Source organism: Amycolatopsis sp. (assembly GCF_035276945.1).
In the GTDB taxonomy this organism is placed as follows: Bacteria; Actinomycetota; Actinomycetes; order Mycobacteriales; family Pseudonocardiaceae; genus Amycolatopsis_E.
The window spans coordinates 20,905-34,034 of record NZ_DATELF010000160.1; the positions used below are offsets into that span (position 1 = coordinate 20,905).

Annotated in this window: 13 protein-coding genes; 4 read left to right on the top strand and 9 right to left on the bottom strand. The window is 70.1% G+C overall.

Annotation, left to right across the window (positions count from 1 at the left end; genetic code table 11):
- Positions 1-8 precede the first annotated feature (8 nt).
- The 7 genes from VJT49_RS29225 to VJT49_RS29255 form a co-directional block, all read right to left on the bottom strand.
- Positions 9-1,157 (bottom strand): Gfo/Idh/MocA family oxidoreductase, encoded by a 1,149-nt coding sequence (locus VJT49_RS29225; RefSeq protein WP_324168181.1) that lies wholly within the window; start codon positions 1,155-1,157, stop codon positions 9-11.
- The gene (locus tag VJT49_RS29230; protein ID WP_324168182.1) at positions 1,154-1,723 is read right to left on the bottom strand and encodes a hypothetical protein; all 570 of its coding nucleotides are present in this window, start codon (positions 1,721-1,723) and stop codon (positions 1,154-1,156) included. The genes VJT49_RS29225 and VJT49_RS29230 overlap by 4 nt, the downstream gene beginning before the upstream one ends.
- A gap of 3 nt (positions 1,724-1,726) precedes the next feature.
- Complete coding sequence (locus tag VJT49_RS29235) at positions 1,727-2,590, bottom strand: carbohydrate ABC transporter permease (RefSeq protein ID WP_324168183.1); 864 nt, start codon at positions 2,588-2,590, stop codon at positions 1,727-1,729.
- Positions 2,587-3,558 carry a sugar ABC transporter permease gene (locus tag VJT49_RS29240; protein WP_324168184.1) on the bottom strand — a complete coding sequence of 324 codons (972 nt, stop codon included), beginning with the start codon at positions 3,556-3,558 and terminating at the stop codon, positions 2,587-2,589. Before VJT49_RS29240 ends, VJT49_RS29235 begins: the two co-directional genes overlap by 4 nt.
- Positions 3,559-3,560: 2 nt before the next feature.
- A complete protein-coding gene (locus VJT49_RS29245; protein ID WP_324168185.1) occupies positions 3,561-4,868 on the bottom strand; it encodes an ABC transporter substrate-binding protein in 1,308 nt (435 codons plus the stop codon).
- Positions 4,869-5,097: 229 nt separating this feature from the next.
- Positions 5,098-6,312, bottom strand: coding sequence for a Gfo/Idh/MocA family oxidoreductase (locus VJT49_RS29250; protein ID WP_324168186.1), 1,215 nt, complete (start codon positions 6,310-6,312; stop codon positions 5,098-5,100).
- 162 nt (positions 6,313-6,474) lie between these two features.
- Positions 6,475-6,687, bottom strand: a complete 213-nt coding sequence (locus VJT49_RS29255) for a hypothetical protein (RefSeq protein ID WP_324168187.1) — start codon at positions 6,685-6,687, stop codon at positions 6,475-6,477.
- 238 nt (positions 6,688-6,925) lie between these two features.
- On the opposite strand from VJT49_RS29255, the gene VJT49_RS29260 reads away from it, so the two are divergent.
- Complete coding sequence (locus VJT49_RS29260; protein WP_324168188.1) at positions 6,926-7,915, top strand: LacI family DNA-binding transcriptional regulator; 990 nt, start codon at positions 6,926-6,928, stop codon at positions 7,913-7,915.
- Between the two features lie 99 nt (positions 7,916-8,014).
- On the opposite strand, the gene VJT49_RS29265 is transcribed toward VJT49_RS29260, so the two are convergent.
- Positions 8,015-8,902 (bottom strand): universal stress protein, encoded by an 888-nt coding sequence (locus VJT49_RS29265; RefSeq protein ID WP_324168189.1) that lies wholly within the window; start codon positions 8,900-8,902, stop codon positions 8,015-8,017.
- Between the two features lie 130 nt (positions 8,903-9,032).
- On the opposite strand from VJT49_RS29265, the gene VJT49_RS29270 reads away from it, so the two are divergent.
- Entirely contained in the window at positions 9,033-9,431 is a 399-nt protein-coding gene (locus VJT49_RS29270) for a pyridoxamine 5'-phosphate oxidase family protein (RefSeq protein ID WP_324168190.1), read from the top strand.
- A gap of 60 nt (positions 9,432-9,491) precedes the next feature.
- Here VJT49_RS29270 and ppk2 read toward each other — a convergent pair whose 3' ends face one another.
- Positions 9,492-10,292, bottom strand: coding sequence for a polyphosphate kinase 2 (ppk2, locus tag VJT49_RS29275; RefSeq protein ID WP_324168191.1), 801 nt, complete (start codon positions 10,290-10,292; stop codon positions 9,492-9,494).
- A gap of 130 nt (positions 10,293-10,422) precedes the next feature.
- On the opposite strand from ppk2, the gene VJT49_RS29280 reads away from it, so the two are divergent.
- Both VJT49_RS29280 and malQ read left to right on the top strand, forming a co-directional pair.
- A complete protein-coding gene (locus tag VJT49_RS29280; RefSeq protein WP_324168192.1) occupies positions 10,423-10,833 on the top strand; it encodes an HPP family protein in 411 nt (136 codons plus the stop codon).
- A gap of 344 nt (positions 10,834-11,177) precedes the next feature.
- Positions 11,178-13,124: a 4-alpha-glucanotransferase gene (malQ, locus tag VJT49_RS29285; protein ID WP_324168193.1), complete on the top strand. Its 1,947-nt coding sequence runs from the start codon at positions 11,178-11,180 to the stop codon at positions 13,122-13,124.
- The last annotated feature ends 6 nt before the right edge of the window (positions 13,125-13,130 follow it).

The window sequence follows — 13,130 nt, forward strand, 5'->3', positions numbered from 1 at the left end:
CCTCTCTTTCAACCACAGGCACGGAAACCGGCGCCCGTCCAGGGCAGGGCGAGTTCGGAGAACAGCGCGAGCCGGTCGGCCGCGGTGTCGACGTTGCGGTCGATGCCCGGGATGACGAACCGGCGTTCGGGTCCGCTCCCGACGCTCCGGACCCACTCGGCGGGCAGCGCCCGCGGTTCGGGTGCGTCGCGCACCGCCTCCACCATCGCGGTGAAGGCGCGCGTCACGGCCAACGGTGCGAGCAGCGGCACGGCTTCGGGGGCCTGGACGTGCCGGACGAGGTTCGCCAGCAGGTCCTCGGGTGGCGCGACCTCCACGCCCACACCGTTGACCACCACCAGATCGGTCTTGTAGTGCCAGCGAATCTGCCCACCCGAGCCGTGGATGAGGATGTACGGGTCGTTGTCCGCCTCGGCCGCGAGCGTCGCGGCGACGACGACGTCCGGAGCGCCCGCGAACCTCATCCGGGCACAGGCCGTGTCGTCGGACTCGATGTTCCGGGCGCGGTAAAGCTCGACGATCGCGCTCTCGGGCAGGACTTCGGCGGTCCCGTTCAGCAGGAGCGCGGTGGCCACCGCGTGTGCGAACGGGTTCGTCAGCGTCCCGTCCACCACGGCCTGCCCGCCGACCCGCCGCCGGCCCGCCCACTCGGTCCGCCCGAAGTACCGGTCCCGCCGGATCCAGGCGCCCGCGGCCGCGATGCCGGTCACCGCCCCGATCTCACCCCGCGCGATGGCGTCGCGCACCACCGGAACGGCGGCCGATCCGAAGCTCTGAAACCCGGTCTGGCAGGCACGCCCGCGCGAGCCTGCCAGACCGGAAAGCTGGTCGAACGCCGCCAGGTCGAGCACCGGTGGCTTCTCCACGAGGAGGTGGCACCCGGCGGCGAGAGCGAGCCGCCCCAGCGGCAGGTGCGCGTGCGGTGGGGTGGCCACGACCGCGATGTCCGCGCCGGCGCGGGAAAACAGGTCGATCGGGTCCCGCGCGACCACGGCGTTGTCCGGCAGCAGCTGCCGGGCCTCGTCCGGCGGCTCGCGGATGTCACAGGCTCCGGCGAGCACGATCTCCCCGCGGTCGTGCATCGCGCGGGCGCGTCTCAAGTGGACGATCGCGTGGCCGGCCGTGCCGAAGACGACGATCCTGGGTGCGGGGTTCATCCTCGGCCGCCGGTCGCCACCGCGGCCAGTGTCAGCGGGCCGGCCACGAGGAAGATCAGCAGCGGCTGCATCCACACCAGCACGCCCGCGACCGCCACCGCCGCCGCGGTCAGCGCGGCGGCTCGCGGACCGGTCGCCGTCGCCCGGGCGGCCGTCACCACGGCCCGTCGCCAGGGCTGCCCGCGCACCCCGGCCACCTCGCAGGTGCGCACGGCGATCACGGCGGCCGCCACGGCCAGTGCCCAGAGCGCGGGCTTGACCACCCCGGCGCCCGGCAGCACCGAGCCCGCCACCACGAGATCCGCCGCGAACAGCACGCCCGCCGCCATGGCCAGCGCGCCGAACGCCACCCCGCCGCGGGCGGCCTGCCGGAAGTCCGCCCAGAACTGCGTCCATAATGGACGGACGGCGCCGTACCGGGCCCGGGCATGAGCACGGCATCCCGCCGCGAACGCCGCCGGCGCCGTCAGCACCGGCACCGACGCGAGCGCGACCAGCAGGCCCACCTGCAGGCAGTCGGCGAACTCACCCAGTCCGGCTCGCCAGTCGGCACCTACGCTTCGCATCCCTCACCCCTTCAAGCCGCTGGTACTGACGCCTTCGACCAGCAACCGCTGGAAGGCGAGGAAGAACAGCACGATCGGGACCAGTGCGAGCGCGGACATCGCGAACATCGCACCGAAATTCGACTGGCTGCTGGTGTCCACGAACAACCTCAGGCCCAGCGGCACGGTGAACTTCTCCGTGTCGTTCAGGTACACCATCTGCGTGAAGAAGTCGTTCCACGTCCAGATGAAGGTGAAGATCGACGTGGTGACCAGCGCCGGTTTCGACAGCGGCAGCACCACATACCAGAACGTCCGGTAGACGCCGCAGCCGTCGATCGTCGCCGCCTCGTCGAGTTCGCTCGGGATCCCGCGCATGAACTGGACGATCAGGAACACGAAGAACGCTTCGGTCGCCAGCAGTTTCGGCAGGATCAGCGGGACGAACGTGTTGACGAGGCCGGCCTGCTGGAAGATCACGTACTGCGGGATCAGGGTGACGTGATAGGGCAGCATCAGCGTCGTGATCATGAAGGCGAACAGCGCCCCGCGAAACCGGAACCGCAGCCGGGCGAACGCGAACGCGGCCAGCGAACAGGACAGCACGTTCGCCACCACCGAAAGGCCGGCGACCAGGAAGGAGTTGAGGAAGAACCGGCCGAACCCGACACCCGCGGCCCCTTCCCAGCCCTTCGTGTAGCCGTCGAAGACGAACCGGCTCGGCAGCAACGCCAGCCGCGACAGGATCTCGTCCGGTGGCTTGAACGACGAGAACCCCAGCCACACCAACGGATACAGCACCACGGCCACTCCGGCGAGGCACACCAGGTGCCAGCCGGCCGAGCGCGCCGTGCGCCCGCGACGCAGCGTGCTCGCGGTCGTCATCATCGGGCCTCCGCGTCTTCGTAGAACACCCAGAGCCTGGCGGTGCGGAACACGATGGCGGTCACGATCGCGATGACCGCCAGCAGCACCCAGGCCATCGCGGAGGCGTAGCCCATCTTGAAGTCCTGGAACCCCACCTCGAACAGGTAGAGCGTGTAGAACAAGTCCGCGTCGGCCGGTCCCCCGCGGCCGCCGCCGATGACGAACGCGGGCGTGAACGCCTGGAACGCGTGGATGGCCTCCATCACCAGGTTGAAGAAGATCACCGGGGACAGCATCGGCAGGGTGATGTGCCAGAACCGGCGCAGCGCGCCCGCGCCGTCGATACTCGCCGACTCGAGCAGTTCGGGCGGGATCTGCTTGAGCCCGGCCAGGAAGATCACCATCGGAGCGCCGAACTGCCAGACCCCCAGCAGCACGATCGAGGCCAGGCTGAACTTCGGGTCGTCGATCCAGCTCGGCGTGTGCCAGCCGAGGCTCGCCAGCAACTCGTTCACCGGGCCGCCGCCGGTGAACAGCGCCCGCCACACCAGCGCGGCCGCCACGCTCGCACCCAGCAGCGACGGGGCGTAGAACGCCGCCCGGTAGAACCCGTTGGCGCCGCGGCGACTGTTGAGCAGCATGGCCACCAGCAAAGACACGATGAGCTTCAGCGGGACCGAAACGAGGACATAGATCGCCGTCACCTTCACCGACTGCAGGTAACGGTCGTCGTCGGTGAACATCCGCACGAAGTTGTCGATGCCGACCCACTTCGGCGAGGTGAACATGTCGTAGTCGGTGAACGAGAGGTAGAGCGAGACGACCATCGGCCCGACGGTCAGCGCCACCGCGCCGAGCAGCCACGGGGTGAGGAACACGAAGGCTTCCGGCCGGCTTGTCCGGCGCCGCCCGCCCGGCCGGCCGGACCGGCGGGCGAACGGCACGGACACCTTTGCGACCACCGGGTCCGGCGCACGAAAGGTCGTCATGCTCAGGTAAGCGCTTTCTCCGCTTCGGACATGAACCGGCTGACCGCGTCGTCGACGCTCATCCGTCCAAACGCGACTTCTTCGTAGGTGCGCTGCAGGAGCTTCTGGATCGAACCGGCGCCCTTCGGCGGTACCGGCGGCGCGGCGCCGAGCTTCGGCTCCAGCGCGGACTCGTAGCCGTACAGCGTCTTGTCGTTCCCGGTCGCGCCCTGCGCGAGCTGGGCGCGGACCTTCAGGTTCGGCGCGAGACCGCGGTCGGTGCCCAGGATCCTGCCCGCATCCGGGTCGTTGATCAGGAAGTCGACGAGCTTGGCCGCCGCCTCCTGTGCCTTGCTGCGGGCCGAGATCGACAGGAACATCGCCGGGCGGCGGTACTGCCCGTTGTTCCCGCTCGCGTCGCCCGGGTACGGCGCCACGCTCAGCGCCTTGCCGCTGGCCGTCTTGTACGCGGGCAGGAGGTTGTCGTAGGCGAACTCGGAACTGGTCAGTTTCTTGCCGAGCGGCGACTGCTCGGGCGAGGTGTTGTAGGAGGACGTCACGTCCGCGGGGGAAACGCCCTTGGCATCACGGAACCGGCCCGCCAGCCGCCAGTAGCGGCGCAGGTCGTCCGCGGTGAACCCGAGCTTGCCCGCCGGGGTGTAGAGCTGCTTGCCCTGCTGGCGCAGCCAGATCTCCAGTGCGGTGTCCAGGATCCCGAAGTCGGTCGCGCCACGGACGGAGAACCCGCTGGCGGCGCTGACCTTCTGGGTCGCGTCGGCGAACTGGTCCCAGGTCATGCCGTTGGCCGGATCCGCGCCCGCCGCGGTGAAGGCCGCCGGGTCGTAGATCATCGCCGGGGTGTTCTGCGCCCACGGCACCGCGTACCGCTTACCCTGGTAGACACCCGTGGCCGCGAGCTCGGGATTGACGTCGGTGAGCGAGATCGACTTGCCCGGGCCCTGGTTGAGGTCGGCCAGCACGTTCCGTCCGCCGTACTCGGCCAGGTAGCGACCGTCCATGTTGAGCACGTCCGGCGCATTACCCCCGGCGGTCTGGGTGGCGAGCTTCTCCCAGTAGGCCGCGTACGCCGAGAACGACGTCTGCACCTTGATCTTCGGGTTTCGCTGCTGGAAGAGGTCGACGGCCTGTTTGGTCAGGTTCGCCCGGCCGTCGCTGCCCCACCACACGAAGGTGATGGCCACTTCCCCGTCAGCGCCGGCTCCACCACCACCGCACGCGGCGACTCCGGCCAGCAGGAACGGAACCACCGCCAGCATCGCGACGGCACCTCGCCGCGGGAGTCCCCAGATCCGCCGTTTTCTGCTCCTCATCGAGCTCTCCATCCTCGGCCGGCACCCGCCGCTGACGACCACGTCAGCTCGGTCAGCACTTTCTGAAAACGCTGCCAGGGCGCTCACCGTAAGCAGCGCGCCGCGCTCCTGTCAACGCTTGTTCCGTAACAAAACCCGTTGGACGGCAACGATATCAGCCGGAATCGAGCAGAATGGGAAAGCGCTTGCCCAGATCAGCGTGTTTTCAGCCCGCGGCAAGCGCGGATGGCTAGCCGGTGCGTTCGGCCGTGGCCGCGCGGTCCGCGGCCCAGTGCCGGCGCCACCACTGGTCGGAACTCGCCCACGGCACGCCGATCTCGGAGAACAGCGCGAGCCGGTCCGCCGCGACCGCTACCTCCTCGCCGATCCCCCGCACCACCGGATGCCGCCCCAGACCCTCCCCGACCGTCCGGATCCAGCCCGGGGGAATCCGTGCCGGGGACGGCGCGTCCCGGACCGCCTCGACCATCGAGGCGAACGCCCGGGTGCTCGTCAGGGGCGCGAGCAGCGGCGTCCGCGCCGGGTCGACGTGGTGGGCGACCAGGTTGCGCAGCAGGTCGGCCGGTGCGCCGACCGAAACCCGCACGTCGTTGATCTCCAGCCGGTGACTCTTGTACCAGAACTTCGCGCGTCCCTTCGCGCCGTGCACGACGACGTAGGGTTCGTGGTCCTGCTCGGCACACAGCGACGCGGCGACGACGATCTCGGGGCCGCCGTCGAACCGGATGCGGAGGCAGGCCGTGTCGTCCGCTTCGATGTCGCGGGTGCCGTAGAGCTCCAGCGCGATCTCCGCCGGGTCCCGCCCGCCGGCCCCGCCGACGAGCAGCGCGGTGGCCACGGCGTGGGAAAACGGATTGGTCAGCGTGCCGTCGACCACGGCCTTGCCGTCCAGCCACCGCCGTCCGGCCCAGGGATTGCGGCGGTAGTAGGCGTCGGTGCGGATCCATGCCCCGGCCGCGCCGACCCCCACCACCTCGCCCAGTTTTCCGGCCGCGATCGCCGCTTCGAGCACGGGCAGCGCCGAAGAGCCGAAGCTCTGAAAACCGGTCTGGCAGGCCAACCCGGCGTCGTCGGCCAAGCGGGACAGCGTCTGGAAGCCCTCGCGGTCGAGCACCGGCGGGGTTTCCAGCAACAGGTCGCTGCCGGCCCGCAGCACCGCGCTGCCGACCTGGACGTGGGCGTGCGGTGGGGTCGCGACCACGGTGATGTCGGGGCGGCGGGCGCGAAGCAGGTCGTCGACGCCGAGGTGCGCCGTTCCGCCGTCGGGCAGCAGCGCGACCGCGGCGGCCGAGGGCACGCGGATGTCGGCCATGCCCACGAACTCGACGAGCCCCTCGTCGTGCAGGATACGGGCGCGATGCAGATAGCTGAACGCGTAGCCGGAGGTGCCGACCACGGCCAGCCTCGGCGCGCCCGCGGCGGTGCGTCCCCTGATACCCGACATGGGTCTCCGATCGGGAAAAACTTCCGGCTGCTCACCGTAGGGTGTGCCCGGCGGGGTGTCAACACGGCCCGTTTGCGTCGAACAAGTCGAAATCCACGTTACGCCGAACGGTCGCCTGCCGGATCGGGATAGCGCTATCCCGATCCGGCCCCACTGGTCGGATCATGCCGACGCGCCCGTGCCGGTTTTTCCGAAGACGTTGTTCTGTACCAGGAACTGCGTGCCCATCCGAAAATGGATCGCCGAACCGCCGACATCGCGGAAATAGTCGTTGGCTGAGTGCCCGGTGCCGAACCGGAGGCTGGGCGGCCGCGAGCTGACGTTTTCGAACCGGTTGTGGCCGGCGTGATGGGACAGCGAGGTCCTTGTCGTCATGCACCCCGATCTCGCCGGCGCGCCTCCCCGGCCCCGGGACCACGGTGGCTCGTCCGTGAAGTTTCAGGAAGCACTCGTCAAGGATTTTCATGGTTTTCATCGCGACGGTAACCGAAGGTCGCACGGCAGCGGGGGTGTGCCACGATGGGTCGCGATCGGCGCGCCACCAGCGGGTGCTCGTTGTTGACAACGATCCACGCCGTTTACAAGATGTTGTGGAAGCTCGCAAGGAGTATCCGTGACCGTGACCATCCACGATGTCGCCCGCCGGGCGGGCGTGTCGATCTCGACCGTGTCGCGGGCGTTCACCTCTCCGGATCTGGTCAAACGGCAGACCCGTGACCGCGTCCTGGCCGCCGCGACCGAGCTTGGCTACCACGCCACCAGCGCGCCGCACCGGGTGCCGGCGGTCCGTACCGGCCACATCGGCATCGTGGTGTCCGAACTGGGCAACCCGTTCTTCACCGGCGTGCTCAACGGCGTGCAGGCGCGGGCCCGCCAGCACGACATCGCCGTGCTGTTCGCCAACAGCGACGAGGACCCGGCGGCCGAACAGAACATCGTCCGCCGGATGGCCGGGCAGGTGGACGGCATCGTGCTGTGCAGCCCGAGCATGACCGACGACCAGGTCCGCGCGCTCACCGAGCAGACCACCCTGGTGCTGTTGAACCGCGAGGTGCCGGGGGTCGGGTCGATCGTGATGGACTCGGCGGACGGGATGCGCCAGGCGATCCAGCACCTGGCGGCACTCGGCCACCACCGCTGCGCCTACCTCGGCGGACCCCGGACGTCGTGGTCCAACAAGGCCCGCAAACGCGGGCTCGCGGAGGCCGCCGAGCGGCACGGCATCGAGATCGTCGAGTTCGGGCCGTTCCCCCCGATGTTCGAAGGCGGCCTGCAGGGTGCCGACCTGGCGCTCGCCGCGGACGTGACCGCGATCGTCGCCTACAACGATCTGGTGGCGTTCGGCGCGCTGGCCCGGCTCAACGCCCGTGGCGTGCCCGTGCCGGACGAGGTCAGCCTGGTCGGCTTCGACGACCTGGTCTTCGCCGCGATCTCGGCGCCCCCGCTGACCACCATCGCGATGCCGACGGAAGCGGCCGGCCGTGCCGCCGTCACGGTCCTGCTCGGCCTTCTCGACGGCGAAGCCGACGACGACATCACCCAGGTTCTCGACACCTACCTGATCGTCCGCGCCACCACGGCCCCGCCCCCGCCGTCGCGCTGAGCCGGAGGAGATCTCCAGGCCTGTCCTCGCGGCTCAGCCGTCATCGGCGCGCCGACGGCCGGCGCCTCCACACAAGCCTTCGCGGCAGCTGGTCCGTCATCACTTCCCGCCGTCTTCCCGCACGATCATCACCGGGCAGCCCGCGTGGTGGATGAGCGCCTGGCTGGTCGAGCCGAGCAGCAGCCCGGCGAACCCCCCGCGCCCGCGGCTGCCCACCACGACCAGCCGCGCCCGGCGCGCCCAGTCCAGCAGCAGAGGCCGTGGCCCGTCCTTGACCGTAACCTGCTCGAGCAGCACGTCCGGGTACTTCTCCCGCCGGCCCGCCAGGCACTCGGCGAGCAACCGTTGCTCCTGCTGCTCGATCTCGGACCCGTCCACCAGGAACGGCACGGTGCCGTAGACCCCGCCGAAATCCCCGTCACTGAAGGCGTGTACCGCCACCAGCGGGGCATCGCACCGCGCCGCCGCCTCGAACGCGGCCGCGATCGCCCGCTCGCTCACCGGGCTGCCGTCCACGCCGACCACCACCGGACCGCCCGCCCGCGCTGTCTCCCCACGCACGATCACCGTCGCGCAGTGCGCGTGCGCGCTGACCCCGACCGCGGTGGACCCGACCAGCATCCCGGCGAACCCGCCCCGGCCCGACGCGCCCAAAACGATCAGGCGCGCCTTGCGCGAAGCCTCCACGAGAACGGGAACCGGCGGCCCCGACGGCATCTCCGCGGTCACCACCAGATCCCCACTCACCTCGCGGGCCGCCGCCAGCGCCTGTTCGAGCAGCCTCTTCCCGGCCAGCTCCAGATCGTCGTAAAAGCGCTGCGGCGCCGGCAGTCCACCGCCATAGAACGCCGCCGGCGGGTTGAACGCGTAGATCAGATGCAGTGGAGCCCGCCGGGCGACCGCTTCCCTGGCGGCCCAGCGCAGCGCCTCATGCGCCACGTCCGAGCCGTCCACGCCGACGACGACCGCACCGTCCGAAGTTTCCATGATTTCCGTCCCTTCCTTCGCGGCCACAACGTTATGAATGCCGGGAGTCCCGGCGCGGCGGGCAACGGTCACCAGTGGTGAGGACTTCCGGCCCTCGCTTGAGCGTGATCAGGCGGCCGACACTGGCGTGATGAACGAACTACGCCCGCTGACGCCCCAGGACTGCCTGGCGCTGCTCGGATCGATGTCCGTCGGCCGGGTGGCCTTCACCCAGGACGCGCTGCCGGCGATCCGCCCGGTGAACTTCTTCCTGCACGGGGAAGACATCATCGTCCGCACTTCGCCGGCCGGCACGCTGAGCGAACTCCGCGGTCAAGTGGTGGCGTTCGAGGTCGACGAGATCGCGCCCGATACGCGGACGGGCTGGAGTGTCGTCGCCGTCGGCAAGGCCGAGCGCGTGACCGACGTCGACACGCTGGTTGCCGTGTCCGATCCGGGGCATCGTCCCTGGGCGCCCGGCGACCGCAGTTGCTATCTGCGCATCCCGATCGAAATCCTCACCGGCCGCGAAATCGCCCTCACCGGCTGACTCGCTCGGCGGCACGGGTCGCCGTAACGATCTCCCGGGCCCGGGTAGGGGTCCCGCTGCTCAGCCCTTCACCAGCCGGGCGGCATGGTCCGGCACGTAACTGCCCGGGTTCTTCTCCGGCCGCCGGTAGCCCGAAGAGGCCGGGCGCTCCGGCAGCTTGATCGGTGGAGGAGCGACCTGCTGGTAGGGAATTCCGGTGAGCAGGTCGGTGATCATGTTGATCCGGGCGCGCCGCTTGTCGTCACTGTCCACAATAGACCACGGCGCCTCGGGGATGTCGGTGTGCACGATCATCGCGTCCTTGGCGCGGGAATAGTCGTCCCAGCGGGTGATCGACTCCAGGTCCACCGGGGACAGCTTCCAGCGCCGGACCGGATCGTCGAGCCGCGCCCGGATCCGCCGTTGCTGCTCGTCCGCGCTGACGGAGAACCAGTACTTGCGCAGCAGGATGCCGTCCTCGACCAGCAGTCGCTCGAAGATCGGGCACTGGTGCAGGAACCGGCGGTGCTCATCCTCGGTACAGAAGCCCATCACCCACTCGACTCCGGCCCGGTTGTACCAGCTGCGGTCCATGAACACGATCTCACCCGGCGCGGGCAGCTCCGTGACGTACCGCTGGAAGTACCACTGGCCACGCTCACGATCGCCGGGCCGGGGCATGGCCACGATCCTGGCCACCCGGGGGTTGAGGTACTCGGTGATGCGCTTGATGGTGCTGCCCTTCCCGGCCGCGTCACGGCCCTCGAAGATCACCACCAGCCGCTGCCGCTCCACGCGCACCCACTCCTGTAGCTTCACCAGTTCCCCCTGAAGCCGCCGAAGTTCCCGCTCGTAAAGCTTGCGCGCCAACTTTCCGCTCACCGGTCCGATCTTGCGCCACAGGGCCCGACACGAACAGGGTCACCGGTCCCGGCCATCGAGGCCGAATTCCCACGCGAAGAGGCCTTTCGGCTCTGGGCACCGTGCCGGCCCGGCGGCAGGCTCGTGGGGCATGCGAGCACGCGACATCATGGGCAGCCCGGTGGTCGGGCTCACCGGCCACGCCACGATCGAGGAGGCCGCGGAGCTGATGATGGACCGCGGATACACCACCATCCCCGTGCTCACCGAACACGGGGAACTCCTCGGCGTACTCACCGAGGCCGAACTCGGCCGGGCGCGCTTCATGCCGGGTGCCCACGACGACGCGCTCGGCGGCGGAGCCGCCACCGGCCTGCGGCCCAGGCTGGTTCGCCAGGTCATGCGCCCGACGGCCTCCGTTCCGACCGACGCGGGGCTGCCGGAGGTCGCCGGCGTGATGGTCAACGCCCACCAGCGCTGCCTGCCGGTGCTCGACGGGGGCCGGATCGTCGGCATGATCAGCTGGCGGGATCTGCTCGCCCACCTCGTCCCCCTGCACTGACACCGGCCCCCGCCGGGTGACTCGGCTTTTCCCATCTTGGGTGCGAGTCCCCCATTCCCGTCGTGCGAGTCCCACACTCCCGTCGTGCGAGTCCCACACTCCCGAGTATGAGTCCCAGTTCGCCTAACCCGAGTTCCCCATTCCCGTCGCGAACGTAGAACTCGCGCGCACGCAAAGCCCGACTCGCGCGACGCGAAAGCCCGACTCGCGCGGCATGAGCATGAGCCGCTGACCTGCGGTGATACCCAGGAGAACATCTTGTGCAGCCCGCTGACCAGCCGAAACGTGTCCATGTGCGGAGAACGGGACTAGCGTCAGCCACCGTGGACGGTAATGCTGAACCGGTGGATGACCTCGCCGCCCTCGCCGACGCCTACGGAGTCGCCACCCGCTACGAAAACGCCGAACAACGGGAAGTCGTGGTCGACGACGAAGTCGTGATCGCGGTGCTCGCCCAGTTCGGCGTGGACGCATCGACTCCGGAGTCGATCGAGCGCGAGTTGGCTCGTCTCCGCGAACAGCCGGAGGCGCTGCCCCCGACCCTCGTGTTGCGGGAAGGAACGGAGCACGACGCCGGAGTTCCGGCGGTGATCGAGCTCGAAGACGGCACCACGCGCGAGATCGAGCGGGTCATCCCCGGCGACCTGCCACTCGGCTGGCACCACGTGGTCACGGACAGCCAGCGGGTCGTGCTCGCCGTCGTCCCGGACCGGCTCCCCGAAGTGCCGCCCGCCTGGGGCTGGATGCTGCAGCTCTACTCACTCCGCTCGGACGAGTCGTGGGGCATGGGGGACTACGGCGATCTCGCGGAGGTGGCCCGCCGGTCGGCCGCCGAACTCGGTGCGGGCGTCCTCCTGGTGAATCCGGTGCAGGCGATCAGCCCGACCCATCCGGTCGAGCGCTCGCCGTACTCGCCGTCGAGCCGCCGCTTCGCCAACCCGCTGTACCTTCGCGTCACCTCGACCAGTGCGTTCACCGACGCCGACGAGGCGACCCAGGCCCGCGTGCGCGCGCTGCGGCCGGACCCCGGCCCGGGGTTGATCGACTACGACAAGGTGTGGGACGCCAAGCTCGCCGCGCTGGAGCTGCTGTGGCTGTGCCGTCCGGATGTGCGACCACCCGCGCGGGAAACCACCCCCGCACTGCGTGAATTCGCCACCTTCTGCGCACTCGCCGAACGTCACGGGCCCGACTGGCGCGACTGGCCCCAGCCGCTGCGCGACCCGGGCACGCCCGAAACCGAGCGGGCCCGCACCGAGCTGGCCGACCGGATCGCGTTCCACGCCTGGCTGCAGCGGCTGTGCGCCGAACAGCTCGACCACGCCAGGCAGGCCGCGCGCGACGCCGGCATGCCGGTCGGGATCGTGCACGACCTGCCCGTCGGCGTGCACGCCGGCGGCGCCGACACGTGGGCACTCGGGGACGCTTTCGCCGCCCAGGTGCGGGTCGGTGCCCCGCCCGACGCCTTCAGCCAGCAGGGTCAGGACTGGCAACTGCCACCCTTGCGGCCGGACCGGCTCGCCGAGCTGGGCTACGCCCCGTTCCGGGACGTGCTGCGCGGCGTCCTGCGGCACGCCGACGGTATCCGCATCGACCACATCGCCGGGCTGTGGCGGCTGTGGTGGATCCCCCCGGGCGAACCGTCCTCTCGCGGGACGTACGTGCACTACGACGCCGAAGCGATGCTCGGCGTGCTCCTGCTCGAGGCGCACCGCGCGGGCGCGGTCGTCGTCGGCGAGGATCTGGGTACCGTCGAACCCGAGGTGACCGAGACCCTTCACCAGCGGGGCATCCTCAGTTCCGCCGTGCTCTGGTTCCAGCGCGATTACGACGAACCGGACCACCCGTTCATCCCGCCGGCCGAATGGGACCCTGACGCCATGGCGAGCATCACCACCCACGACCTGCCGACCGTCGCCGGCTGGCTGACCGGCGAGCACGTGCGGGTGCGGGCGGACCTCGGTCTGCTCGACGGCCCTGCCGAGCGGGAATACGCCTCGGCCGGGCAGGAACGGCGGGCGCTCACCGAGCTCCTGATCAAGCAGGGCGTGCCGACCGGCGACATGCCCGCCGCGCTGCACACCCTCCTCGCCTCGGCCGCGTCACGACTGCTGCTGACCTCCCCCGCCGACGTCATCGGCGAGGCCCGGCAACCCAACCTTCCGGGCACCGTCGAGGAGTATCCGAACTGGCGGATACCCTTGCCTGTCACCGTCGACGAGTTCTTCGCCGACCCCGGCGTGCGGCGCAAGGTCGGCATCCTGCGCGCGGCGCGCCCGCTGAACCGCTGAGGAGAC

Bases quoted from the DNA above. Each gene is read 5' to 3' on its own strand.
- VJT49_RS29225 (WP_324168181.1), bottom strand. From the start codon at position 1,157: ATGAACCCCGCACCCAGGATCGTCGTCTTCGGCACGGCCGGCCACGCG.
- VJT49_RS29230 (WP_324168182.1), bottom strand. From the start codon at position 1,723: ATGCGAAGCGTAGGTGCCGACTGGCGAGCCGGACTGGGTGAGTTCGCC.
- VJT49_RS29235 (WP_324168183.1), bottom strand. From the start codon at position 2,590: ATGATGACGACCGCGAGCACGCTGCGTCGCGGGCGCACGGCGCGCTCG.
- VJT49_RS29240 (WP_324168184.1), bottom strand. From the start codon at position 3,558: ATGACGACCTTTCGTGCGCCGGACCCGGTGGTCGCAAAGGTGTCCGTG.
- VJT49_RS29245 (WP_324168185.1), bottom strand. From the start codon at position 4,868: ATGAGGAGCAGAAAACGGCGGATCTGGGGACTCCCGCGGCGAGGTGCC.
- VJT49_RS29250 (WP_324168186.1), bottom strand. From the start codon at position 6,312: ATGTCGGGTATCAGGGGACGCACCGCCGCGGGCGCGCCGAGGCTGGCC.
- VJT49_RS29255 (WP_324168187.1), bottom strand. From the start codon at position 6,687: ATGACGACAAGGACCTCGCTGTCCCATCACGCCGGCCACAACCGGTTC.
- VJT49_RS29265 (WP_324168189.1), bottom strand. From the start codon at position 8,902: ATGGAAACTTCGGACGGTGCGGTCGTCGTCGGCGTGGACGGCTCGGAC.
- VJT49_RS29270 (WP_324168190.1), top strand. From the start codon at position 9,033: ATGAACGAACTACGCCCGCTGACGCCCCAGGACTGCCTGGCGCTGCTC.
- VJT49_RS29280 (WP_324168192.1), top strand. From the start codon at position 10,423: ATGCGAGCACGCGACATCATGGGCAGCCCGGTGGTCGGGCTCACCGGC.